A 22,581-nucleotide genomic window follows, 5' to 3' on the forward strand; every position below is an offset into this window, starting at 1 on the left:
TGTGGGTGGGGCATGTACCTCAGGAATGAAGGGGGTTGGCGATCGTGACGTAGACGGACTGGGTGTCGACCGGACCGACGAGTTCGTCGAGACCGTGCACGCGCGTGAGCAGGTTGGCCTTGCAGCGCAGCACGGGCGAGTCGAGGAGCTGTTCGGGAAGCGGGCTGCGCAGACCCTGAGGTCCCGAGGCGACGTCGCGAAGGAACTTGCGGAACGCGGCGAGCAGCAGCTGTTCGTCGGCGAGGCGCTGGGAGCCGAAGGCTCCGATGAGACCGAGGACGTTGTTGATGGCCAGGTAGTAGGCGAAGCGCTCGTTCGTGACCGCGTCGGAGACGAACGTGTCGCTGAGTTCGCCGATGCCGGGCAGGCGCTTGTCGAGTTCGTCGCGCCGGGACTCGCGGAAGTAGTACCCCTGGTTGTCCCGGTAGCGGCCGCCGATGGGCCACCCGTCGGCGTCCAGCAGCACGAGCGTGTTCTGCTGATGGGCTTCCAGGGCGATGCCCGCCTCGCTGTCGAGCCAGAGCACGGGGCGTACGACCTGCTGCAGATAGCGCAGGAACCACTCGGCGGCGACGGCTCCCCTGGGGCGGCCCGTCCGTCCCGCGAGTCTGGTCACGAGCTCGGTGAGCCGGGACCGCATGGGCGTGCGGTCCTGTCCGGCGGGCTGAACCGGCGGCCGCGGCGATACGAGCCCGGCGATGCAGGAGACATCGTCCCCCGGGGCGAAGGGGTTGTGCCGGATCATGACGTCGAGCCCGGGTACCGGTGCGCCGTCGGGTGCGTCGACGGCGAGCCAGGCCGGGTCGCGCACGATGTCGAAGCCCGGGTGCGCCTTCTGCCACTGCTCGGCGAGGCCGCTGCGCAGCAGGCGGTGGACCTCGACGCCACGGTGGAGCTCCTTGCGGAGGTTCTCCCTGCGGGAGTTGGTGATGCGCAGCCCGAGCGACAGTTTGAGCATCGCGGGTGCGCCAGAGCGGTACACGGTGCGCAGGGAGGAGGTGGGATGCCACAGGGCGCCGTGGGGACCGAGGTCCTGGAGGAGGCCGGCCTCGAGGAGCGCGGCGATCTCCGCGTGGTGGGTGACCTCACGCATCTGCCACGGATGCATCGGCAGGGCGGTGTATCCGTCGGGCAGCGGCAGTCCGTCACCGGCCAGAAAGGCGGTGAGTTGTGCGGCCGGGACGGCGCGGCCGCGCTCGGTCCATGCCGAGTCGGTGGCGAGGACGGACGGGGCCACAGCCATCCAGTGCAACGGGAAGGCGCCCCTGAGCTCCGGTGAATAGAGCCGCGATTCGGCCTCGGTCAGTCCTTCGCGACTCTTCGGGGTCGGGTGCAGGGGGTGGCCGAGAAGCAGGGCCTGCTCGGCGGCCAGAAAGAGGTCCGCTGCGTCGCCGGGGCTCCGCCTGCGGTCGGCGATGAACATGGCGGTACGCCGCACCGAATCGGCGACCCGCCCCACGAGGTCGCCACCGTCGCCGAGTTGCACGGCCGGCAAGTCCTCGTCCACCGGCGCTTCCCGGACGTCCGATACGTCCTGGGCGGCCGGAACACCGTCCACGGCCAGCATGTCCTTGGCGGCCGGAACACCGTCCACAGCCGGCAGCTCCGCCACACCGGGCACCTCCTCCACACCGGGAGCATCTCGTGCAGCCGGGACGTCCTCGACGACCACCGGAAGGTCCCCTTCGGCCGACACGTCCTCCGCGGCCTCGGCGGTCGCTCCGGGAAGTGCGCCGGTGCCCTCGGCCACGGTGCCTCCGGGGTCCTCCGATTCCTCGCCCCCGTCATCCCCCATGTCTGCGGCCACATCGGCCTTCGCGCCGGCCGTCTCCCTCAGGCACTCGCGCGCGAGGAGCGCCGCGACCGTGACCGCGTCCACCGAAGGCGCACTGTCCGGGCCGTCTTCGAGGTACGGCAGGCCGAACCGGTGCCATCCGCAGGCCGACCAGTAGTGCACGGGCACGAGAAGTGCGGTGCAACTGGCCTCGAGCGGAATACGCAAGGTGCCCTGTTCCGGTGCGGCGAGATTCTTCTCCCGTACCCAGCAGCGCAGCAGGTTCTCGACGGCCGCCCCTTGCGCGGCGATCCCTGGCTCAGGGTGTTCCAGCAGATCGGCGGTTGCGCCGTGCAGCCGTTCGGTCGCCTGGCCGCCCTCCTGCTGACGGGGGACGGAGCGGGGCTCCGCCAGCAGCGGCGCCTGCGTGCCGCCTGCGCTGCACAGGGGCAGGTGGGAGCGGCCTTGTTGTTCGGAGTTGGCGTTCAAGGGGCTTCCTCACGGGGTCGTTCGGGCTCGTACGGGGAGGGACCGAGGCGGCTCTCGGCGGTCTGTGACGTTTCGGATCGGCTCTGTTCGACGCGGCTCGGCTTTGGTCGCAGCTGATCGGCTTTAGTCGAGGTGGTGTCGGTGCACCGCTGCGGCCAGCGCGTCGGCGAGACGGTCGAGAACCGCGGAGGCCTGCTCGTCCGTGAGGGTGAGCGGAGGAAGGAGGCGTACGACGCTGGAGTGCCGGCCGCCGAGTTCCACGATCAGTCCGCGGCGCAGGCACTCGCGCTGGACGTCGGCGGCCAGTTCGGGTGCGGCCGGGGGCGGGCCGGGGGACGTGGGGGCCTCGGCCGCGGGATCGACGAGCTCGAGGCCGATCATCAGTCCACGGCCGCGCACGTCGCCGACGCAGGCGTACTCGGCGGCCAGTCCCTGCAGTTGGCCGAGCATACGGGCGCCGAGCACCGCGGCGCGCTCCGCGAGACGGTTCTCTCTGACGTACGACAACGTCGCCGCGCCTGCCGCCATGGCGAGCTGGTTGCCGCGGAAAGTGCCGGCGTGGGCGCCCGGTCCCCAGGCGTCGAGATCGTCCCGGTAGACCACGACGGCCAGCGGCAGGCTGCCACCGATCGCCTTGGACAGCACCATCACGTCCGGTGTGATGCCGCTGTGTTCGACCGCCCAGAACGTCCCGGTCCGCCCGACCCCGGTCTGCACCTCGTCGGCGATCAGCGGAATGGACCGGGCCGCGGTGATCTCACGCATGCGCCGAAGCCAGTCGTCGGGGGCGGGGATCACGCCGCCCTCCCCCTGCACCGGTTCGAGGATCATCCCGGCGGGTCCCGGTACACCGGACTTGGGGTCGTCGAGGAGGTTCTCGGTCCAGCGCGCCGCAAGCTCGGCGCCGCGGGTGCCGCCGATGCCGAACGGGCAGCGGTAGTCCTGCGGGTACGGAAGTCGCGCCACCCGTACGCCCGTCGCGCCACCGGACGCGTCGAGCGCCCCGGCCGTCATGCCGTGGTACGCACCGGTGAAGGCCAGTACGTCGCTCCGCCCGGTCGCCGTGCGCACCAGTTTCAGTGCGGCCTCGACCGCATCCGTGCCCGCCGGGCCGCAGAACTGGATACGGGCCCGGTCGGCGAGGCGGGGCGGAAGCGTGCGGAAGAGCTCCGTCGTGAAGGTGTCCTTGACCGGTGTGGCCAGGTCCAGGACGTGCAGCGGCGCACCGGAGTCGAGCACTTTTCTGATCGCTTCGAGCACGACCGGGTGGTTGTGTCCCAGCGCCAGCGTCCCGGCGCCGGAGAGGCAGTCGAGATAGCGCCGCCCGTCCGCCCCTTCGATCGTCAGGCCGCGGGCCCGCACGGGCACGATCGGCAGCGCGCGGGCATACGTGCGCGCGGCTGATTCGCGCGCCGACTGGCGGCGCAGAATGCCTTCGAATGCGACGGGCGCCGCCGCGGGCGCAGGCTCGGTCACGGCCACGACTGTCGGTCCTCCCGCTGTTCCCTGGCGAAATCCCGCCCCGTGCCGGGCGAGTTCCCGCTGGGGCTGGGCGGGTTCCCGCTGTGCGCAGGCGAGTTGACGGGGGCTGAACGCATGGAGCGACTGCCCCGTAGGTTTCCAACGACGCCGGGGCCGGAGGATCACGGGTGCGGGGAAGATCCTTGCCGTGACGGAACCGTTGCCGCTGCGTCCGCCGTCCCCAACGGCACCGGCATAGTTGTGTGGTGCCGTTCGGCCGGACAGGCCGATCAGTTGGCAGAGATCCAGGGGGAGTCACACCATGCGAGCCATCCGCCCGATCCCAGCCCCGCGTCGCGGGAGGAACTCGCGGCGCAGAACCTCGGTGACGGGTGCGATCGCCCTCGGCGCCGTACTGGCGCTGACCGCCACGGCCTGCCAGGGCTCGGCCGACGACAACGCGGGCGGTGAGCCGTCGGCCTCCCCTTCCCAGGCGGACGACGGCACGTTCGAGATTCCGCAGGACATCCAGGACCGGCTCAAGGAGCACGGGATCGACCTGGACAAGTGGCGGAACGGCGCATGGAAGAACTGGGACAAGGACGACTGGCTGCGCGAGGCCAAGGACTTCGTCAACCCGATCATCGAGGACCTCTGGGACCCGGACCGGATGCGCGACGCCGAGGAGCCGGACACGGGGGTCGACGACGACCTCGCCGGCGGCCAGGGCGTCACCGACCCGACGCCCGACCCCGTGAAGGCGCAGACGGTGAAGACGCCGTACCACGACAACGCGGCCGAGGCGGGCAAGGTCTTCTTCGACGGCCCCGAGGGCTCGATGGTGTGTTCCGCGACCGTGGTCGAGGATCCGGCGCACCCCGGCAAGTCGAACCTGGTGTGGACCGCCGGCCACTGCGTGCACGCGGGCAAGGACGGCGGCTGGTACCGCAACATCGCCTTCGTCCCGTCGTACAACAACGACGGCAAATCGGAGGAGGAGCTGCAGAACGCCACCAAGGAGGAGGTCGCTCCCTACGGCGTCTGGTGGGGCGACTGGGCGGGGACCTCCGACGAGTGGATCGAGCAGGGCGGGCCGACCGGCGGGCAGGGCGCGCCGTACGACTTCGCCGTCATCCATGTGACGCCTGAGAAGGGCAGTGGCGGCAAGTCCCTCGAGGAGACGGTGGGTTCGGCTCTTCCCGTGGACTTCGACGCACCGGCCGCGAACGAGCTGCAGAGCCTGTCGGCGATCGGCTACCCAGCGGCGCCGCCCTACGGCGGTCAGCGGCTGTACCAGTGCACGGACAAGCCGGGCCGGCTCTCGCTGTCCGGGTCCACGCCCACGATGTATCGCATCGGCTGCACCATGACCGGCGGTTCGTCCGGCGGCGGCTGGATCGCGCAGGGGCCGGACGGGAGGCCGGCGCTGGTGTCCAACACGTCGATCGGCCCGGTGACGGCGGGCTGGCTGGCGGGCCCGCGGCTGGGCAAGGAGGCCAAGGGCATCTATGACGCGGTGAGCGAGAAGTTCGCCGGGCAGTGACGCGTACGTCGGCTTCGGAGCCGACGCGGCGAGGGCCCGCCCCCTGTCAGGGGACGGGCCCTCGCCTTTCTGCTCGGCTTGGCCGAGCAGTCCGTCATGTCAGTGCCCGGCCGACCGGGCCCCCGGCAGCGCCGGCACATACGGTGCCAGCTCGGCCGCGAGCTCCTCGTGCACCCGCGCCTTGAGCAGCGTGCCCTCCGCGGTGTGCTCCTCGGAGATCACCTCGCCCTCGGCGTGTGCGCGCGAGACGAGCCGGCCCAGCGAGTACGGCACGAGGGCCTCGAGCTCGACCTCGGGCCGCGGCAGATCGTTGTCGATGAGCGCGAGCAGCTCGTCGATGCCCTGACCGGTGCGGGCCGACACGGCGATCGAGCGCTTCTCGATCCGCAGCAGCCGCTGGAGCACCAGCGGATCGGCCGCGTCCGCCTTGTTGATCACCACGATCTCGGGCACGTCGGTCGCGCCCACGTCGCGGATGACCTCGCGCACGGCGGCCAGCTGCTCCTCCGGCGCGGGGTGCGCGCCGTCCACCACGTGCAGGATCAGGTCGGCGTCGCCGACCTCCTCCATCGTGGAGCGGAACGCCTCGACGAGGTGGTGCGGCAGATGCCGGACGAATCCGACGGTGTCGGCCAGCGTGTAGAGCCGGCCGCTCGGGGTCTCGGCCCGGCGCACGGTCGGGTCGAGGGTGGCGAACAGGGCGTTCTCCACCAGCACGCCCGCGCCCGTGAGCCGGTTGAGCAGCGAGGACTTGCCCGCGTTGGTGTATCCGGCGATGGCGACCGAGGGCACCTTGTTGCGCCGGCGCTCCTGGCGCTTGATCTCGCGGCCGGTCTTCATGTCCGCGATCTCCCGGCGCATCTTGGCCATCTTCTCGCGGATCCGACGCCGGTCCGTCTCGATCTTGGTCTCACCGGGACCACGGGTGGCCATACCGCCGCCCGAGGAGCCTGAGCCACCGCCACCCATCTGCCGGGACAGCGACTGACCCCAGCCGCGCAGCCGCGGCAGCATGTACTGCATCTGCGCGAGCGAGACCTGCGCCTTGCCCTCTCGGGACTTGGCGTGCTGGGCGAAGATGTCGAGGATCAGGGCGGTACGGTCGACCACCTTGACCTTGACGACGTCCTCGAGGTGGATCAGCTGGCCCGGGGTGAGCTCACCGTCGCAGACCACGGTGTCGGCCCCGGTCTCCAGCACGATGTCGCGCAGCTCCTGGGCCTTGCCGGAGCCGATGTAGGTGGCCGGGTCGGGCTTGTCGCGGCGCTGGATGACGCCGTCGAGCACCATCGCGCCGGCGGTCTCGGCCAGCGCGGCCAGCTCGGCGAGCGAGTTCTCCGCGTCGGTCACGGTCCCAGAGGTCCACACGCCGACGAGCACGACGCGCTCCAGGCGGAGCTGCCGGTACTCGACCTCGGTGACGTCCTCGAGCTCGGTGGAGAGCCCGGCCACACGGCGCAGGGCCGCGCGGTCGTGACGGTCGAACTGGTCTCCGTCCCGGTCTCCGTCGATCTCGTAGCTCCAGGCGACGTCCTCTTCCATCAGGGCATCGGCCCGAAGACCTTCGGGGTAGTTCTGAGCGAAGCGCTGCTCGTCCTGGGAAGGGGAAGAAGAGGAGGTCATTGGATCCTTACGTCGATACGGGAGTGAAACGGTGACGGACGTGAGCCGTCATCGTGGTCAACGATCGGGGCCGTCCTGGGATTCCCCGCGTCACAGCCGGGCCGTCGCGGCTGTCACCGGGCGGAGCTCCGGAGCGGCCGCGCCGCCGACGTGAAGATGGTTGCACGGCGCGGGCCGCCTCGTCATCCGGGTTATCCGCCGGACTTCGGGTCAGCCCGCGGGCTTACCGGCGGGTTCGCTGCGCCAGTCCGGGTGGCCCGGCATCGGCGGCGTCTTCGCTCCGTACAGCCAGGGCTGGAGGAATCCCCGCAGGTCACGCCTGGCGATGCGGGACGCCAGGGAGACGAAGTCCGCCGTCGTCGCCGTTCCGTCACGGTACGTGGCCACCCACGACCGCTCCAGCTGCTCGAAGGCCGCGCGCCCGATCTCCTGCCGCAGCGCGTAGAGCACGAGCGCGCTGCCGTCGTAGACGACGGGGCGGAAGATGCTGATCTTCTGGCCGGCATCCGGGGCCTTGGGCGCGGCGGGCGGTCCGCCGGACGCCCGCCAGGCGTCCGACTGGCGGTACGCCTCGCGCATCCGCTCGTCGAGCGACGGCCCCGCCTTCTCGGCGGCGTAGAGGGCCTCGTACCAGGTGGCGTGTCCTTCGTTGAGCCACAGGTCGGACCAGGTGCGCGGGCTCACGCTGTCGCCGAACCACTGGTGCGCCAGTTCGTGCACCATGATCGACTCGATCGCCCAGCCGGGGTGGCCGCGGTCCGTGAAGAGCTCTCTCTCGAAGAGAGAGAGCGTCTGTGTCTCCAGTTCGAACCCCGTCTGGGCGTCGGCGACCAGCAGGCCGTATGTCTCGAAGGGGTAGCGGCCGACCTTCCGCTCCATCCAGGCGATCTGGTCCGGGGTCTTCCTGAGCCACGGCTCGAGGGCCTTGCGGTCCTTGGTCGGCACGACGTCGCGTACGACGAGTCCGTGCGGGCCGGTCCGGTACAGCACCGTCGACTTGCCGAGTGACACTTGGGCGAGCTCGGTGGCCATGGGGTGCAGCGTCCGGTACGCCCACGTGGTGGCGGAGCCCGCACGCGCCCTGCCGGCGGGGACCCCGTTGGCGACGGCGGTGACGTCCGAGGGCGCGGTGATGCGGAACGTGAACAGTGCCTTGTCCGAGGGGTGGTCGTTGCACGGGAACACCCGGTGCGCGGCGTCCGCCTGGTTGGCCATGGCGAGGCCGTCCCTGGTGCGGACCCAGCCGCCGTCCTGCTGGTCGGGCGGCATCGGATTGCTGGTGTGCCGCACGGTCACCCGCATCGCGCCGCCCCGCGCCAGCGGCCGGGCCGGTGTGACGACCAGGTCCTCGCCGGCCTTGGCGAAGCGGGCCGGCGCGCCGTTGACCTCGACCGACCGGACCGTGCCGTGTGCGAAGTCGAGGTTGAAGCGTCCGAGACGGTCCGTCGCCCGGGCGGCGATCCTGGTGACGGCGTCGAGCGGCTTGCTGTTGTCGCCGCGATAGGTGAGGGAGATGTCGTACGACGCCACGTCGTACCCGGGGTTCCCGAGCTGCGGGAACAGCCGGTCGCCGACGCCGAGCGCGGGGGGTGCCTCCGCTCGCGGTGAGCCGGGAGTATCGGAGACGGGCAGGGGGGCGCTCGCGGCGATGAGGCCGGCGCAGGCCGCCGGGGCCAGCAGCACGGTCCCGATCCGGGAGGCCCGGGAAGTCCGGGAGCTCGGGAAGGTCCGGGCAGCCTTCGGTCGCGGCGCCTTGGTCCAAGGGGTGAACAGCATGGACCACGGCTACCAGCGCGCGCCGTCCAAGCCCGGACGGCGCGCGCCGTGCCCACCCGAACGGTGCCTTCCGCAAACGTGTGCGCCTACGACGTGGCCGTCGCCGGGTGCTGTGCGCGGCTCACGTCGTACACGCCGGGCACGTTGCGCATCGCTCGCATCAGCCCCGGCAGGTGGGCGGCGTCCGGCAGTTGGAGCGTGTAGGTGTGGCGTACGCGCTGCTGGCTGGGCGGCTCCACGGTCGCCGAGACGATCGCAGCGCCCTCCAGGGCGATGACTTCGGTGAGGTCGGCCAGCAGGTGCGGCCGACCGAAGGATTCAGCGATCAGCGTGACCCGGCACTCCGCCGTGTCGCCCCAGCGCACTCCGACCTCGGTGCGCCCCACTCCCTTCATCTGCGCCACGGCGGGGCACTCCACGCGGTGCACGGTGACGACGCCGCCGCGCACGGCGAAGGCGGTCACCGCGTCCGGGGGTACAGGGGTGCAGCAGCCCGCGAGCCGCGCGGTCGCGCCCGCCTGGTCGACGACCACGTTCGCCGCGGCGGGCCGCACGGCGGGCGTCGCGTCGGCGGCCGTGCGGGGTGCTGCCGTTCGGCTCTTCGCTGCCTGAGCCGCGGGCCGGAGCCGTCCGGTGGACATCGCGGGAAGCACCCCGGCGGCAGACGGATGCGAGGCCAGCCAGCGGCTGATGGCAATCCGCGCGGCGGGCGTGCGGGCGTGGTCCAGCCACTCTCGCGAGGGCCCGGACGACGGGTCCTGTCCCATGAGCAGCTGCACCGTGTCGCCGTCGCGCAGGACCGTGCTGAGTGTCGCCAGACGGCCGTTGACGCGTGCCCCGATGCACGCGTGCGCGTCCTCGCCGTACTGCGCGTACGCGGCGTCCACGCAGCTGGCGCCCGCGGGCAGTCCGAGCCTGCCCCCGTCGGGACGGAAGACGGTGATCTCCCCGTCCTGGGCGAGGTCCTCGCGGAGCGTGGACCAGAACGTGTCGGGGTCGGGGGCCGCCTGCTGCCATTCGAGGAGCCGGGACAGCCAGCCGGGCCTGGTGGGGTCGGCGCGCTCGCCCTCGGGCCGTTCCCCGTCGGCCGTGTCCTCGGCCGCCGGGGCGTAGGGATTGCCGAGGGCGATGACGCCGGCCTCGGCCACCTTGTGCATCTGGTGGGTGCGGATGAGGACTTCGGCGACCTCGACGGCAGCCGGGATCCCGCCGTGCACGTCCGTTCGTGCCTGGGGAAGGGCGACCGCGGTGTGCAGCGACTGGTAGAGGTTGAACTTCGGTACGGCGATGAAGTCCTTGAACTCCGAGACGACCGGCGTTAAACACGTGTGCAGCTCGCCCAGCACGCCGTAGCAGTCGGCGACCTCGTTCACCAGGACCAGCAGCCGCCCGAAGTCCGCGCCGCGCAACTCTCCGCGTTTACGCCGGACCCGGTGCACGGACAGGAAGTGCCGCGGCCGGATGAGCACGTCCGCGGTGATGCCCGCCTCACGCAGCACGGACCGCACCTCTTCGGCGATGTCCGCGAGGGGGTCGGTACCGCGCGCGGCATTGGCGGCGATGAGCTCGCGGGTCTCGTCGTACTCCTCGGGGTGGAGGATCGCGAAGACCAGGTCCTCGAGTTCCGTCTTGAGGGCCTGCACGCCGAGGCGCTCGGCGAGCGGGATGAGGACGTCCCGGGTGACCTTGGCGATCCGCACCTGTTTCTCGGGCCGCATGACACCGAGCGTGCGGACGTTGTGCAGCCGGTCGGCGAGCTTGATCGACATGACGCGGACGTCGTTGCCGGTCGCGACGAGCATCTTGCGGAAGGTCTCAGGTTCGGCCGCCGCTCCGTAGTCGACCTTCTCGAGCTTGGTGACTCCGTCGACCAGATAGCGCACTTCCTCGCCGAACTCGGCGCCGACCTGATCAAGCGTCACGTCCGTGTCCTCAACCGTGTCGTGGAGGAGGGACGCCGTCAGGGTCGTGGTTTCCGCGCCGAGTTCCGCGAGGATCAGCGTCACGGCGAGCGGGTGCGTGATGTACGGCTCGCCGCTCTTGCGCATCTGTCCGCGGTGCGAGGACTCGGCGAGAACGTACGCCTTGCGCAGGGGTTCGATGTCCGCATCCGGGAAGTGCGCGCGATGGGCCTCGACCACATGTCCGATGGCGTCGGGCAGCCGGTCGCGGGCAGCGGGCCCGAGCAGTGCGGCCCGTCCCAGTCTGCGCAGGTCGATCCGGGGGCGGCCGCGCCTGCGGTGCACCGAGGGCTCCCCCACGCTCGCGTCCTCCCCCACTCTCGACGTCGATCGAGCAGGGGGACCCCCACGAGCGGGGGAACCCGCACCGGCGCCCGGCGTCGGGTGGTCTGCGGCCTCCGCACTCATGGGCACCTCCGGCAGCGTCGACCGGCGAAGCGGAGGGGGCACCCCGGGCCTTCACCCCAGGGGAGGGTGATCGTTCCCCCGTCCGGGCCGGTGCTTGATGCTACCGAGCCCATCACGCGCCGCTGACCGGCTCTCGCCGAGCGTGAAACGGATCACCCATTCGAGCGAAGAATCAGGGGTGCGCCGAGAAGGATCAGGGGCGCGCGGGTTCGACGTGCTCGTGCAGCCACGCGGCGTCGATCTCGCCTTCGGCGACGATCACGGCCGGTCCCGTCATCTCGATCTCGCCGTCCGGGCGCTCCATGATCACCAGGCGCCCGCCGGGCACGTCGACCACGTACGTCGCGGGGGTGCCCATGACCGCCGGGTCCGCGCCGTCCCTGCGGGCCGCGGCCACGGCGACGGCGCACGCGCCGGTGCCGCACGAGCGGGTCTCGCCGGCGCCGCGCTCGTGGACGCGCATCGCCACGTGCCGGGGACCCCGCTCCACGACGAACTCGACGTTCACACCGTCCGGATAGGCGGATGCCGGGGCGACGGGCGGTGGTGCCCACAGGTTGCCCGCCTGGTCGAGGTCGTCCACGAAGGCGACCGCGTGCGGGTTGCCCATGTTCACGTTGCGCGCGGGCCAGCTGTGGGCTCCGACGCTCACCGAGACGCTCTCCGCGGGGCCGTCCGGGAACACGGCCTTGCCCATGCCGACGGTGATGTCCCCCGCAGCGGAGCCGCTGTCGGACCCGGCCTTGGCGATGTGCACGCGCTTCACTCCTGCGCGCGTGGCGACCGCGAGATCACCTTCGCCCACATGGCCGGATCGCTGGAGATAGCGCGCGAACACACGCACGCCGTTGCCGCACATCTCGGCGATCGAACCGTCGCCGTTGCGGTAGTCCATGAACCACTCCGCCTGCGCCGCCATCTCCCTGGCCTCGGGGTGCGCGGCGGAACGCACGACATGTAGCAGACCGTCGCCGCCGATGCCCGCACGGCGGTCGCACAGCGCGGCGACGGCGGCCGGGGACAGGTCGATGGCGTTCTCCGGGTCGGGAACGATCACGAAGTCGTTCTGGGTCCCGTGACCCTTGAGGAAGGCGATCCGCGAGCTCATTCCTCGATCGTACGGGGTGGCTCCGACACTCCGCGGAGCCGGCCACGGGCTGAGACCGGGCCGTGGTGTCAGCGGAGTCGGGCCACGCGCCATACCGCGAGCGCCACGACGCCCACGACCACCACCGCGTATGCGGCGATCACCCGCCAGTCCGGGCGGCGGCCGGAGCCCCGCTGGGGCAGTCCCGGCCATGTGTGGCCCACGCGGCGCGCGGCCATCATGGCCCAGCCCGCGGCGCAGGAGCTGATCAGCAGGCCCAGCATGGCGACGACGGCCCCGCCGTCGCCGAACTCGAAGGCCAGCGGGAAGGCGAACATCAGGGAGCCGACGGCGGCGAGGCTGACGATGGGCGCGAGCTGCCAGATCCGCAGCCGGCGCTGCGGGCGCAGCTCCACCTCGACCTCGGCTGGCGCGGCGAGTTCGTCCGCGTCGGGCCCGTCGGCCGTCACGCCGACCGGCGTCTCGTCAGGGCCGTCGGAGCTCAGTCGGCCCTCGCCCTGCGTCGTGTCGTGCCCGCCGCGACGTGCGGTGTCGTGTTCCCCACCGTGTGCGGTGTCGCGAGGGCCGGCCTCCATCGCCACGCGCCCTCCCAACTCAGGACTCTCTGGTCGATCGAAGGACGATGATGGCATGGCGTCAGGGGGCCGGACCGCGGGCGGAGCGTCCCGATGCCATCACGTGATCAGGCTGTAACCGGTCGTTCGACCAAGGCCAGGGCCCGCTCCGGAAGTTCCGTGAGATCCGTCGCGGCACCGCTCAGCCAGTGCACGCGCGGGTCGCGACGGAACCACGAGTCCTGGCGGCGCGCGAAACGCTTGGTGGCGCGTACGGTCTCGGCGCGCGCCTCGTCCTCCGTGCACTCTCCCGCGAGCGCCGCGAGCACCTGCTGGTAGCCGAGCGCGCGGGATGCGGTACGGCCCTCGCGCAGGCCCTGCGCCTCCAGCTCGCGTACCTCGTCGACCAGACCGGCCTCCCACATGCGGTCCACGCGCGTGGCGATGCGCTCGTCGAGCTCGGCGCGCGGCACGTCGACGCCGATCTGGACGGTGTCGTAGACGGAGTCGTGGCCGGGGAGGTTGGCGGTGAAGGGCTTGCCGGTGATCTCGATGACCTCGAGGGCGCGCACGATACGGCGGCCGTTGCTGGGCAGGATGGCCCGCGCGGCCTCGGGGTCGGCGGCGGCCAGCCGCGCGTGCAGCGCACCGGACCCGCGCAGCGCGAGCTCCTCCTCAAGGACGGCCCGTACGGCGGGATCGGTGCCGGGGAACTCGAGGTGGTCGACGGCCCCGCGGACGTACAGCCCGGATCCGCCGACAAGGACGGGTGTGCGCCCCTCGCCGAGCAGCCGGTCGATCTCCGCGCGTGCGAGCCGCTGGTACTCGGCGACGCTCGCGGTCTCCGTGACGTCCCAGATGTCCAGGAGGTGGTGCGGGACACCCCCGCGCTCCTCCGTCGTCAGCTTGGCGGTGCCGATGTCCATCCCCCGGTAGAGCTGCATGGAGTCGGCGTTGACGACCTCTCCTCCGAGCCGCTGGGCGAGATGGACACCCAGATCGGACTTTCCTGCCGCGGTGGGCCCGACGACGGCGATGACCCGCGGCGCGGGAGCTGCACTTCTCACGGCCCCAGTCTCGCAAACCCCAGGCCGTTGCCCGAACGAGCTACGTGACGCCACAGATGGGAGGTCGTTGCCTGTTGCGAGGTTCCGGCCGCCGGTTTTCGAGAACCGGTGCCCCGGGCGGCGCAATGAGACGCACCGGGCGGCGCGGGATTTCGCTCGCACGAGTAGGGTATGGAGTAGTTATGGGCGTTTTTGCACGGTTTCTCCGCAGGTCACAGGGCAAGGAGGAGGCGTCAACCGTCGAGGTGCCGACCGAATCGCCGACGGCCGAATCCGGACCGGATGCGGAGGAGGCGAAGGGCTCGTCCGCGGCCGGGACCAAGGCCGAGGCCGAGCCGACAGCGGCGGCGGACGCCGAGAAGAACACGGCGGAGAGCGTGGAGATCCCGAAGCAGCAGTCCGCGGATGAAGCGGCCGACAACGAGGCCGGCGAGGGCGCCCGCAAGTAGGCTCTCCGCGAGGGAAGGTGAATCCATGGGCATCCTGGAGACGTTGAAGACCAAGCTCGCCCCGGCCAGGGAAAAGGTTTCGGACTTCGCGCAGCAGCACGAGGACAAGATCGACAGAGGTCTGGACAAGGCTGCGAAAATGGTCGACGACAGGACCAAGGGCAAGTACAGCGAGAAGATCCACACGGGCACGGACAAGGCGAAGGACGCCCTGGACCGACTTGCGCACAGGGAAACGGGGCCCAAGGAACCAGAAGGCGAGCGCGGTGCCGCTCCCGACCGCGGTGCCACTCCGCCCCCGCCGCCCCAGGACTCGCCACCCCCTCCGACTTCCTGAACCGCAGCAGCACACACACCGGCGGACGGCCGTGGAGCAGAGACTCCCCGGCCGTCCGCGTATGTCTGCGTCGCCGTCAGTCTGCGTGGCCGTCAGGCTGCGTCGCCGTCTGTCTGCGTCGCCGCGACGGCCGGCCGGCGGCTACGACCAGGCCGCGACCACGTACCCCACGCCGTACGGCGCGTCCTCGTAGAGCAAGCGGCCGGCCAGCCCGGCGTCTTCGGCCGCGCCCGCGAGTACCTGCCACGGTGCGCGGCCCGACGCCTTCAGTACATGGGCGAGTTCCACGTCCAGCACCTTGAGCGCCGCCACGTCCGCGCTCCCCAGCGCACGCGCGGCCTCCGCGTCGAATCCCGCGGCCCGCTCGTCGAGGTAGCCCGGGGCCTTGACCGTGCGGCAGATGCTGGCGTCGCCCATCACGAGCAGCGCGACGCGGCCGGCCTGCACCGCGAGTTCTCGTCCCACCTCGGCGCACCGCTCCGGCTCGAGGGCTTCACCGACACCGAGTCCCTCGACGGGGGCGTCCGACCAGCCCGTGCGCTCCAGCAGCCAGGCCGCGACCGCTAGCGAGTACGGAAGCGGCCGCTCGGGCAGGTCGCGAGCCGGACGTCCGAGGCGGACGTCGACGTCCACGCCGAAGCCGCGGAACGACCCCTGCGCCCCTTCGGGATGCACTCCGCGTCCGCTCTGTTCGGCGGGTCCCACGACGACCAGCAGGTCGGGCCGGGCGGCGGCGAGCACCCCGAGAGCGTCCGTGCACGCGGTGCGCGCGGCATCCAGCTCGGGAGCGGCGCCCGCGGCGACCTCCGGTACGAGCATCGGGGGGCAGGGGCAGACTGCGGCGGCAACGAGCATGATCGGCAGACTACTGCCGCGACGCTCAGTGCGCGGAGCAGCCTCCCGTGGCGGCCGGCAGGGGCTCCGGCACACCGATCTTCGGCAGGCCCAGCATCACGCCCGCCGGCTTGGCGGCCTCGGCGGCGTTGCGCTTCTCCCAGGCGTCGCCCGCGCGCGTGCGGCGCACGTTCAGCACCTGTCCCTCGGCGAGCAGGTGGTGCGGGGCCGCGTACGTGATCTCGACCGTGACCACGTCGCCGGGGCGCACCTCCTCGTCGGGCTTGGTGAAGTGCACCAGGCGGTTGTCGGGTGCGCGGCCGGAGAGACGGTGCGTCGCGCCGTCCTTGCGGCCCTCGCCCTCGGCGACCATCAGCTCGAGCGTGCGGCCGACCTGCTTCTTGTTCTCCTCCCAGGAGATCTCCTCCTGGAGGGCGACCAGCCGCTCGTAGCGCGCCTGCACGACCTGCTTGGGGATCTGCCCGTCCATGGTCGCGGCCGGCGTGCCGGGACGCTTGGAGTACTGGAAGGTGAAGGCCTGCGCGAAACGGGCCTCCCGGACGACGTGCAGGGTCTGCTCGAAGTCCTCCTCGGTCTCGCCGGGAAAGCCCACGATGATGTCGGTGGTGATCGCCGCGTGCGGGATGGCGGCCCGCACCTTCTCGATGATCCCGAGGTACCGCTCCTGCCGGTACGAGCGGCGCATCGCCTTCAGGACCGTGTCCGAGCCGGACTGCAGCGGCATGTGCAGCTGCGGCATGACGTTCGGCGTCTCGGCCATCGCGGCGATCACGTCGTCGGTGAAGTCGCGCGGGTGCGGCGAGGTGAAGCGGACGCGCTCTAGCCCCTCGATCTGCCCGCAGGCGCGCAGCAGCTTGCTGAAGGCCTCGCGGTCGCCTATGTCGGACCCGTAGGCGTTGACGTTCTGGCCGAGCAGCGTGATCTCGGAGACGCCCTCGGCGACCAAGGCCTCGATCTCGGCGAGGATGTCGCCGGGCCGGCGGTCCTTCTCCTTGCCGCGCAGCGCCGGGACGATACAGAAGGTGCAGGTGTTGTTGCAGCCGACGGAGATGGAGACCCACGCGGCGTAGGCGCTCTCGCGGCGGGTCGGCAGCGTCGACGGGAACGCCTCCAGCGACTCGGCGATCTCGACCTGCGCCTCTTCCTGGATGCGGGCGCGCTCCAGCAGCACCGGCAGCTTGCCGATGTTGTGCGTGCCGAAGACGACGTCCACCCAGGGCGCCTTCTTCACGATGGTGTCGCGGTCCTTCTGCGCGAGACAGCCGCCGACCGCGATCTGCATGCCGGGGCGCTTGGCCTTCATGGGGGCGAGGCGGCCGAGGTTGCCGTACAGCCGGTTGTCGGCGTTCTCACGGACTGCGCACGTGTTGAACACGACGACGTCGGCCTCGCCCTCGGCCGTGCCCTCGGGCGCGCGTACGTAGCCTGCCTCCTCCAGCAGCCCGGAAAGCCGCTCGGAGTCGTGGACGTTCATCTGGCACCCGTAGGTGCGGATCTCGTAGGTCTGCGCGTGCTGCACGTCCACTGCCTGACTCCGGTCGCTCCTGCTCATGCCACAAGGGTAGGCGGTGACGGGGACATCCCCGGACGCCGGAGCCGGAACCAGCCGGCGAAGGCGAGCGCTCCCCCTGTGGCCTGGGTCATTGCGGACACTGGCGGCATATGGCAACGATGAGGAGCAATCCACCGACGACAGAAAGCGGCAGCTCATGAGCGAGCACGTGCACGTCCGCCTCCCGAACGGCATGGGTGTGTCGGAGGACGGCCGACTCGTCGAGCTCTCCCGCTGCCGGTGCGGTGCCACCTTCACCAAGGTCTACGAGGTGGAGGACGGCGAGCCGGAGTAGCGGTCACCGAACCGGCCTGGTCTTCACGGCGAGTGACCTGGCAGGATCGCTCGCATGTTCCCGCCACTCCCGCATATCGGCAGGCGCCGCGCGCTGTCGGGCGCAGCCGCGGCCTTCGTGTCCTTGGGGCTGCTGCTGTGGTGGCTGCTGCCGCTGGACGAGGATGCGCCGGGTGGCCGTGTCACCTTCAGTACGGGTGTGAAGTCCGGGGTGTACGAGAAATACGGAGAGCTCCTGGAGCGGGCTCTCGCCCGTGATCTCCCGGATCTGCACGTGACGCTGCGCAGCAGCGAGGGTTCGCAGGAGAACCTGGAGCGGGTGGCGACGGGCAAGGCGGACTTCACCATCGCGGCCGCCGACGCCGTCCGGGCATACCAGCTGGAGGACAGGCCGGGCGCCGGCAGGCTGCGCGGCTGCGCCCGGCTCTACGACGACTACGTCCAGCTCGTGGTCCCGCGGTCGTCGGACGTGCACTCCGTCAAGGACCTGCGGAACAAGCGGGTGGCCGTGGGCCAGTCCGGCTCGGGCGTACGGCTGATCGCCGACCGGGTCCTCGAGGCCGCGGGCCTCGACGCCGACAAGGACATCGAGCCGCGCAGCATCGGGATCAACAAGATGCCCGAGGCGCTGAAGCGCGGCGACATCGACGCCTTCTTCTGGTCGGGCGGCCTGCCGACGACTGCCGTGGGGCAACTGGCAAAGCGTTTCGACATCCGGTTCGTGGAGCTCGGGAACCTCGTCGACGAACTCCACGAGCAGGGTGGCCCCTCCCGTTACTACCGGGCCTCCCTGATGCCGGCCGACACCTACACCCACCAGGGCACCGCGGTGTCGACGCTCGCGGTGGCGAATCTGCTCGTCACGACGGACCGCACGGACCCGGAGCTGACCAAGGGACTGACCCGCACGGTGATAGACAACCGCGACCACATCGGCGGCGAGGTACACGCGGCCCAGCTGGTGGACCTGCGAACGGCCCTGTACACAGACCCGCTCGAACTGCACGAGGGCGCCCGCCGCTACTACCAGTCGGTCAAGCCGTAGCGCACCGGAGTCCCACGCCTGCGGCCAGGGCCGAAGGCCCCAGCCCTGCTGGCGCGAGCCACGACCCGCACCGGTGCCAGAGGCCCGCGAGGCCTCACACCCCCGGCGGCTCCGACCGCGGCACCGTCACCGTTACCCGCAACCCGTGCGGTTCATGGTGCGCGTACGCGATGGTGCCGCCGGCTGCGGCAAGGAGGGCGCGGGAGATGGACAGCCCCAGACCGGAGCCCTTGACGTTCTGGTGGCGATTGCTGCGCCAGAAGCGGTCGCCGATGCGGGTCAGTTCCTCCTCGGCCAGGCCGGGCCCGCGGTCCGCTATGACGATGGTCGACTTCTCGCCGTTCGCGAAGACCGTGACCGTGACCTCCTCGCCCTCGGGGGTGAACTTCAGGGCGTTGTCGATCACCGCGTCCAGGGCGCTGGACAGCGCGACCGGATCGGCCCATGCCGTGACGGCCGGGCACTCCTCGCGCAGCCGTACGCCCTTCTCGTCGGCGAGGGGGCGCCAGGCCGCGACGCGCTCCGCGGCCAGCGCGCCGATGTCGGTGAGCTGCAGATCGGCCGCGGCGTGCTCGGCCAGGGCCAGGTCGAGCAGGTCGTCGAGGACCTGGGCGAGGCGTTTGCCCTCGGTGCGGACCGAGGCGACCTCCTCGTTGTCCTCGGGCAGTTCGAGGGCGAGCAGCTCGATGCGGAGCAGCAGCGCGGACAGAGGGTTGCGCAGCTGGTGCGAGGCGTCGGCGACAAAGGCGCGCTGCTGCTCAAGGACGGCCTCGACGTTGTCGGCCATCTCGTTGAACGACCGGGCCAGCCGTCTCAGTTCCGGCGGCCCGCCGGCCACGGCCACGCGGGACTTGAGGCTGCCGGTCGCTATGTCGTGCGTGGTGGCGTCGAGGATGCGTACCGGGTGCAGCACCCAGCCGGTGAGGCGCAGCGCCGCTCCCACGGCCATGAGCATCGCGGCGGCCTCGCCGAGAGCGATGGGCAGCCAGCCGCGCAGGGTCTCCGAACGCATCTTGGCGGTGGGCGAGTCGGTGACGACGACGGCGATGACGTCACCGTCGCGGATGACCGGCGAGGCCACGACCAGGCGGCCGTCCTGCCAGGGCCACACCTGCTTCGGGTCGTGGCCGGGCCGGGAGAGCAGCGCCTCCTCGAAGGCCCTGCGGACGTCGCCCGACTTGGACAGGTACCAGTCGGCGGGAGCGTGCGCCATGGGCTCGTCGTCCCGGTAGAAGACGCCCGCCTTGATCCCGTAGACCTCCCAGTAGCGCTCGAGTTCGCTCTGCAGGGTCTCCTGCCGTTCGTCCTTGACCGTCCGCCGTGACCCGCTGGGGCGTTCCGTGACGAACTGGGCGAGTGCGGCGAAGCGCGCCGTGTCGTCGATGCGGTCGATCACCACTCTCTGCTGCTGTGCGGCGGCCACGCTCACCGCGAGCGGGAACCCGAGCGCCAGCAGCACGCCCGCCATGAGGACGATGAGCAGCGGGAGGAGTCGAGCACGCACCCGGACCCGCTACGACGCCGGGGCGACGAGCCGGTAGCCCACGCCGCGCACGGTCTCGATGAGAGCCGGCATCCGCAGTTTGGAGCGGAGCGAGGCCACGTGCACCTCGAGCGTACGGCCCGTCCCCTCCCAACTGGTGCGCCACACCTCGCTGATGATCTGCTCCCGGCGGAAGACGACGCCCGGCCGCTGCGCGAGCAGCGCCAGCAGATCGAACTCCTTCCGGGTCAGCTGTACGACGACACCGCTCACGCTGACCTGGCGGGTGGGCAGCTCTATGAGCACGGGCCCGAGCCGCACCTCGGTCTCGGCCGGTGCCGTGCCGTCGCCGGGCAGGGTGCGCCGGCTGACCGCGTGGATACGGGCGAGCAGTTCCCCGGTGTCGTACGGCTTCACCACGTAGTCGTCGGCGCCGAGGTTGAGGCCGTGTATGCGCGACCGCACGTCCGAGCGGGCCGTGACCATGATCACGGGAGTGCTGGTCAGCTTGCGGATCCTGCCGCACACCTCGTATCCGTCCTGGTCGGGCAGGCCGAGGTCGAGGAGGACGACACCGAAGGGCTCGGCGTCGGCAGGCAGCAGTGCGCGGAGGGCCTCCTCGCCGTTGCGCGCGTGCACCACCTGGAAGCCGTGCCGGGTGAGGACCGCCGACAGGGCCGCGGCGACATGGTTGTCGTCCTCGACGAGCAGCAGTCTCATACCGGCCCCCTCCGGTTCACCAGTTGTTCGGTCACGGCCTCTACACGCGCGGGTGCGCACCTATGCATCCATTCGGATCGCTAAGGATCCCGTCAAGCTGGATCGGGCCACCGGCGGGTTCCGTTATCCAGCCGGTACGCGCGCGTGGAGCGTTTGCACGCACAGTATCGGCTCGCTACCGGATCGTTATCCTCAATTTCCCCTCAGATGTAATGCGCTGGCTTTACGCCGTTATTACTGTCCTCCCAACCGAGGAGGACGGAGCAAGAAGCCGATGACCGAAGTATCGGTGGCCAAGGACACCGCACCAGCGGCCGACGGACTCGTCGTGCTGAAGAACGTGAACAAGCACTTCGGCGCGCTGCATGTGCTCCAGGACATCGACCTGACCATCGCCCGCGGCGAGGTCGTCGTGGTGATCGGGCCCTCCGGATCCGGAAAGTCGACCCTGTGCCGCACCATCAACCGCCTGGAGACCATCGACTCGGGTGACATATCGATCGACGGACGGCCGCTGCCCCAGGAGGGCAAGGAGCTCGCGAGGCTCCGGGCCGACGTCGGCATGGTCTTCCAGTCCTTCAATCTCTTCGCGCACAAGACGGTCCTCGAGAACGTGATGCTGGGCCAGGTCAAGGTGCGCAAGGCCGACAAGAAGGCCGCCGAGGAGAAGGCACGCGCCCTGCTCGACCGGGTCGGCGTCGGCACCCAGGCCGACAAGTACCCCGCGCAGCTCTCCGGTGGCCAGCAGCAGCGCGTCGCGATCGCCCGGGCACTGGCCATGGACCCGAAGGTCATGCTCTTCGACGAGCCGACCTCGGCGCTCGACCCGGAGATGATCAACGAGGTCCTCGACGTCATGCAGCAGCTCGCCCGGGACGGGATGACGATGGTCGTCGTCACCCACGAGATGGGCTTCGCCCGGTCCGCGGCCAACCGCGTCGTCTTCATGGCCGACGGCCGGATCGTCGAAGAGGCCGCGCCGGAGCAGTTCTTCAGCAACCCGCGCAGCGACCGGGCCAAGGACTTCCTGTCGAAGATCCTTCACCACTGACGCACGGCCGACACCCGCGTCCCTTTTGTTCCTGCCGAATCAAAGGATGTTCACCATGAAGCTCCGCAAGTCCGCCGCCGTCGCGGCGATCGCCGTCCTCTCGCTCACCGCCACCGCCTGCGGCGGCGAGTCCGGTACCGCGGGTGACAAGCCGAGTAACCCGGCCACCGGCGAGAACGCGCCGAAGCTGCCCACCTACACCGTGGCCAAGGACGTGCAGATCGACTCGCCGACGCTCGAGCGCGCCCAGAAGGCGGGCAAGATCGTCTTCGGTGCCAAGAACGACCAGCCGTTCCTCGGCTTCGAGGACACCGACGGCACGCGCTCGGGCTTCGACATCGAGATCGCGAAGATGGTCGCGGCCGACCTCGGCTTCTCGGCCGACCAGATCGAGTTCAAGACGGTCGACTCCGGCGTCCGCGAGACCACCATCTCCAAGGGCGACGTCGACCTGTACGTCGGCACGTACACCATCAACGACGAGCGCAAGAAGCAGGTCGGCTTCGCGGGCCCGTACTTCATGGCGGGCGCCGACCTGCTCGTCCGCAAGGACGAGACGGAGATCACCGGCCCGGACACCCTCAAGGGCAAGACGGTCTGCTCGATCGTCGGCTCTACGCCGCTGCAGGAGATCAAGAGGCCGAAGTACGGCGCGAAGACCGTCGAGCTCGCCAAGTACTCCGAGTGCGTCCAGCAGCTGCTGAACAACGAGGTCGACGCGGTCACCACCGACGACGCGATCCTCAAGGGCTACGCCGCGCAGCGCCCGGAGAAGCTGAAGGTCGTCGGCAAGCCGTTCACGAAGGAGCCGTACGGCGTCGGCATGGCCAAGGACGACAAGGCCCTGCGCGACGCGGTCAACGACGCGCTCGAGGCGCACCAGAAGAACGGCGACTACAAGAAGGCGTACGACGCGACGCTCGGCCTGTCCGGCTCCGAGTACACCGAGCCGCCGGCCCTCGAGCGCTACTGATCCGCGGGACCCCCGAAGCCCCTGGAAGTGCTCCGGAGTGGGCCGCGGGCCGCAAGCC

Annotated in this window: 19 protein-coding genes; 7 read left to right on the forward strand and 12 right to left on the reverse strand. The window is 70.8% G+C overall.

All coding sequences use genetic code 11. The annotated features are described in order from the left end of the window. Positions 1 to 19 precede the first annotated feature (19 nt). Both STSP_RS09565 and STSP_RS09570 read right to left on the reverse strand, forming a co-directional pair. Positions 20 to 2,263 carry an IucA/IucC family protein gene (locus STSP_RS09565; RefSeq protein WP_067274735.1) on the reverse strand — a complete coding sequence of 748 codons (2,244 nt, stop codon included), beginning with the start codon at positions 2,261 to 2,263 and terminating at the stop codon, positions 20 to 22. 123 nt (positions 2,264 to 2,386) lie between these two features. Continuing rightward, positions 2,387 to 3,745, reverse strand: coding sequence for a diaminobutyrate--2-oxoglutarate transaminase family protein (locus STSP_RS09570; RefSeq protein ID WP_067274737.1), 1,359 nt, complete (start codon positions 3,743 to 3,745; stop codon positions 2,387 to 2,389). A gap of 301 nt (positions 3,746 to 4,046) precedes the next feature. Between STSP_RS09570 and STSP_RS09575 the strand changes: the two genes are divergently transcribed. After that, positions 4,047 to 5,267 carry a trypsin-like serine peptidase gene (locus tag STSP_RS09575; protein ID WP_067274740.1) on the forward strand — a complete coding sequence of 407 codons (1,221 nt, stop codon included), beginning with the start codon at positions 4,047 to 4,049 and terminating at the stop codon, positions 5,265 to 5,267. A gap of 99 nt (positions 5,268 to 5,366) precedes the next feature. On the opposite strand, the gene hflX is transcribed toward STSP_RS09575, so the two are convergent. The 6 genes from hflX to miaA all read right to left on the reverse strand — a co-directional run bounded on the left by hflX (position 5,367) and on the right by miaA (position 13,764). Next, complete coding sequence (hflX, locus tag STSP_RS09580) at positions 5,367 to 6,890, reverse strand: GTPase HflX (protein WP_067274742.1); 1,524 nt, start codon at positions 6,888 to 6,890, stop codon at positions 5,367 to 5,369. 210 nt (positions 6,891 to 7,100) lie between these two features. Then, the gene (locus tag STSP_RS09585; protein WP_067274745.1) at positions 7,101 to 8,666 is read right to left on the reverse strand and encodes a M1 family metallopeptidase; all 1,566 of its coding nucleotides are present in this window, start codon (positions 8,664 to 8,666) and stop codon (positions 7,101 to 7,103) included. Positions 8,667 to 8,752: 86 nt separating this feature from the next. Next, positions 8,753 to 11,035, reverse strand: coding sequence for a RelA/SpoT family protein (locus tag STSP_RS09590; RefSeq protein WP_078067021.1), 2,283 nt, complete (start codon positions 11,033 to 11,035; stop codon positions 8,753 to 8,755). A gap of 193 nt (positions 11,036 to 11,228) precedes the next feature. Beyond that, positions 11,229 to 12,143, reverse strand: a complete 915-nt coding sequence (gene dapF / locus STSP_RS09595) for a diaminopimelate epimerase (RefSeq protein WP_067274750.1) — start codon at positions 12,141 to 12,143, stop codon at positions 11,229 to 11,231. Between the two features lie 68 nt (positions 12,144 to 12,211). After that, a complete protein-coding gene (locus STSP_RS09600) occupies positions 12,212 to 12,718 on the reverse strand; it encodes a hypothetical protein (RefSeq protein WP_067274835.1) in 507 nt (168 codons plus the stop codon). 107 nt (positions 12,719 to 12,825) lie between these two features. Beyond that, positions 12,826 to 13,764 (reverse strand): tRNA (adenosine(37)-N6)-dimethylallyltransferase MiaA, encoded by a 939-nt coding sequence (gene miaA / locus STSP_RS09605; RefSeq protein ID WP_067274753.1) that lies wholly within the window; start codon positions 13,762 to 13,764, stop codon positions 12,826 to 12,828. Between the two features lie 182 nt (positions 13,765 to 13,946). Between miaA and STSP_RS09610 the strand changes: the two genes are divergently transcribed. Continuing rightward, on the forward strand, positions 13,947 to 14,213 hold the full coding sequence (locus tag STSP_RS09610; RefSeq protein ID WP_067274755.1) for a hypothetical protein: 267 nt from the start codon (positions 13,947 to 13,949) through the stop codon (positions 14,211 to 14,213). A 25-nt stretch (positions 14,214 to 14,238) separates the two neighbouring features. Further along, positions 14,239 to 14,550 carry an antitoxin gene (locus STSP_RS09615; protein ID WP_067274758.1) on the forward strand — a complete coding sequence of 104 codons (312 nt, stop codon included), beginning with the start codon at positions 14,239 to 14,241 and terminating at the stop codon, positions 14,548 to 14,550. Positions 14,551 to 14,691: 141 nt separating this feature from the next. On the opposite strand, the gene STSP_RS09620 is transcribed toward STSP_RS09615, so the two are convergent. Further along, complete coding sequence (locus tag STSP_RS09620) at positions 14,692 to 15,405, reverse strand: class III extradiol dioxygenase subunit B-like domain-containing protein (protein ID WP_067274761.1); 714 nt, start codon at positions 15,403 to 15,405, stop codon at positions 14,692 to 14,694. A 25-nt stretch (positions 15,406 to 15,430) separates the two neighbouring features. Then, positions 15,431 to 16,957, reverse strand: a complete 1,527-nt coding sequence (gene miaB, locus STSP_RS09625; protein WP_067274763.1) for a tRNA (N6-isopentenyl adenosine(37)-C2)-methylthiotransferase MiaB — start codon at positions 16,955 to 16,957, stop codon at positions 15,431 to 15,433. A gap of 157 nt (positions 16,958 to 17,114) precedes the next feature. On the opposite strand from miaB, the gene STSP_RS39540 reads away from it, so the two are divergent. Next, positions 17,115 to 17,252: a hypothetical protein gene (locus STSP_RS39540; RefSeq protein WP_198547301.1), complete on the forward strand. Its 138-nt coding sequence runs from the start codon at positions 17,115 to 17,117 to the stop codon at positions 17,250 to 17,252. A 54-nt stretch (positions 17,253 to 17,306) separates the two neighbouring features. Next, positions 17,307 to 18,296, forward strand: coding sequence for a TAXI family TRAP transporter solute-binding subunit (locus STSP_RS09630; RefSeq protein ID WP_067274766.1), 990 nt, complete (start codon positions 17,307 to 17,309; stop codon positions 18,294 to 18,296). Positions 18,297 to 18,390: 94 nt separating this feature from the next. Here STSP_RS09630 and STSP_RS09635 read toward each other — a convergent pair whose 3' ends face one another. Together STSP_RS09635 and STSP_RS09640 are read right to left on the reverse strand one after the other, a co-directional pair. Continuing rightward, positions 18,391 to 19,800 carry a sensor histidine kinase gene (locus STSP_RS09635; RefSeq protein ID WP_067274768.1) on the reverse strand — a complete coding sequence of 470 codons (1,410 nt, stop codon included), beginning with the start codon at positions 19,798 to 19,800 and terminating at the stop codon, positions 18,391 to 18,393. A gap of 9 nt (positions 19,801 to 19,809) precedes the next feature. Further along, a complete protein-coding gene (locus tag STSP_RS09640) occupies positions 19,810 to 20,499 on the reverse strand; it encodes a response regulator transcription factor (protein WP_067274771.1) in 690 nt (229 codons plus the stop codon). A gap of 274 nt (positions 20,500 to 20,773) precedes the next feature. Between STSP_RS09640 and STSP_RS09645 the strand changes: the two genes are divergently transcribed. Both STSP_RS09645 and STSP_RS09650 read left to right on the forward strand, forming a co-directional pair. Further along, positions 20,774 to 21,550, forward strand: coding sequence for an amino acid ABC transporter ATP-binding protein (locus STSP_RS09645; RefSeq protein ID WP_067274773.1), 777 nt, complete (start codon positions 20,774 to 20,776; stop codon positions 21,548 to 21,550). A gap of 55 nt (positions 21,551 to 21,605) precedes the next feature. After that, on the forward strand, positions 21,606 to 22,523 hold the full coding sequence (locus STSP_RS09650; protein ID WP_067274776.1) for a glutamate ABC transporter substrate-binding protein: 918 nt from the start codon (positions 21,606 to 21,608) through the stop codon (positions 22,521 to 22,523). Positions 22,524 to 22,581 lie beyond the last annotated feature (58 nt).

The organism is Streptomyces jeddahensis, assembly GCF_001642995.1.
GTDB classification, from domain to species: Bacteria; Actinomycetota; Actinomycetes; order Streptomycetales; family Streptomycetaceae; genus Streptomyces; species Streptomyces jeddahensis.

Bases quoted from the DNA above. Each gene is read 5' to 3' on its own strand.
- STSP_RS09630 (WP_067274766.1), top strand. From the start codon at position 17,307: ATGTTCCCGCCACTCCCGCATATCGGCAGGCGCCGCGCGCTGTCGGGC.
- dapF (WP_067274750.1), bottom strand. From the start codon at position 12,143: ATGAGCTCGCGGATCGCCTTCCTCAAGGGTCACGGGACCCAGAACGAC.
- STSP_RS09650 (WP_067274776.1), top strand. From the start codon at position 21,606: ATGAAGCTCCGCAAGTCCGCCGCCGTCGCGGCGATCGCCGTCCTCTCG.
- miaB (WP_067274763.1), bottom strand. From the start codon at position 16,957: ATGAGCAGGAGCGACCGGAGTCAGGCAGTGGACGTGCAGCACGCGCAG.
- STSP_RS09585 (WP_067274745.1), bottom strand. From the start codon at position 8,666: ATGCTGTTCACCCCTTGGACCAAGGCGCCGCGACCGAAGGCTGCCCGG.
- STSP_RS09615 (WP_067274758.1), top strand. From the start codon at position 14,239: ATGGGCATCCTGGAGACGTTGAAGACCAAGCTCGCCCCGGCCAGGGAA.
- STSP_RS09610 (WP_067274755.1), top strand. From the start codon at position 13,947: ATGGGCGTTTTTGCACGGTTTCTCCGCAGGTCACAGGGCAAGGAGGAG.
- STSP_RS09590 (WP_078067021.1), bottom strand. From the start codon at position 11,035: ATGAGTGCGGAGGCCGCAGACCACCCGACGCCGGGCGCCGGTGCGGGT.
- STSP_RS09620 (WP_067274761.1), bottom strand. From the start codon at position 15,405: ATGCTCGTTGCCGCCGCAGTCTGCCCCTGCCCCCCGATGCTCGTACCG.
- STSP_RS09600 (WP_067274835.1), bottom strand. From the start codon at position 12,718: ATGGAGGCCGGCCCTCGCGACACCGCACACGGTGGGGAACACGACACC.
- hflX (WP_067274742.1), bottom strand. From the start codon at position 6,890: ATGACCTCCTCTTCTTCCCCTTCCCAGGACGAGCAGCGCTTCGCTCAG.
- STSP_RS09645 (WP_067274773.1), top strand. From the start codon at position 20,774: ATGACCGAAGTATCGGTGGCCAAGGACACCGCACCAGCGGCCGACGGA.
- STSP_RS09640 (WP_067274771.1), bottom strand. From the start codon at position 20,499: ATGAGACTGCTGCTCGTCGAGGACGACAACCATGTCGCCGCGGCCCTG.
- STSP_RS09575 (WP_067274740.1), top strand. From the start codon at position 4,047: ATGCGAGCCATCCGCCCGATCCCAGCCCCGCGTCGCGGGAGGAACTCG.
- STSP_RS39540 (WP_198547301.1), top strand. From the start codon at position 17,115: ATGAGCGAGCACGTGCACGTCCGCCTCCCGAACGGCATGGGTGTGTCG.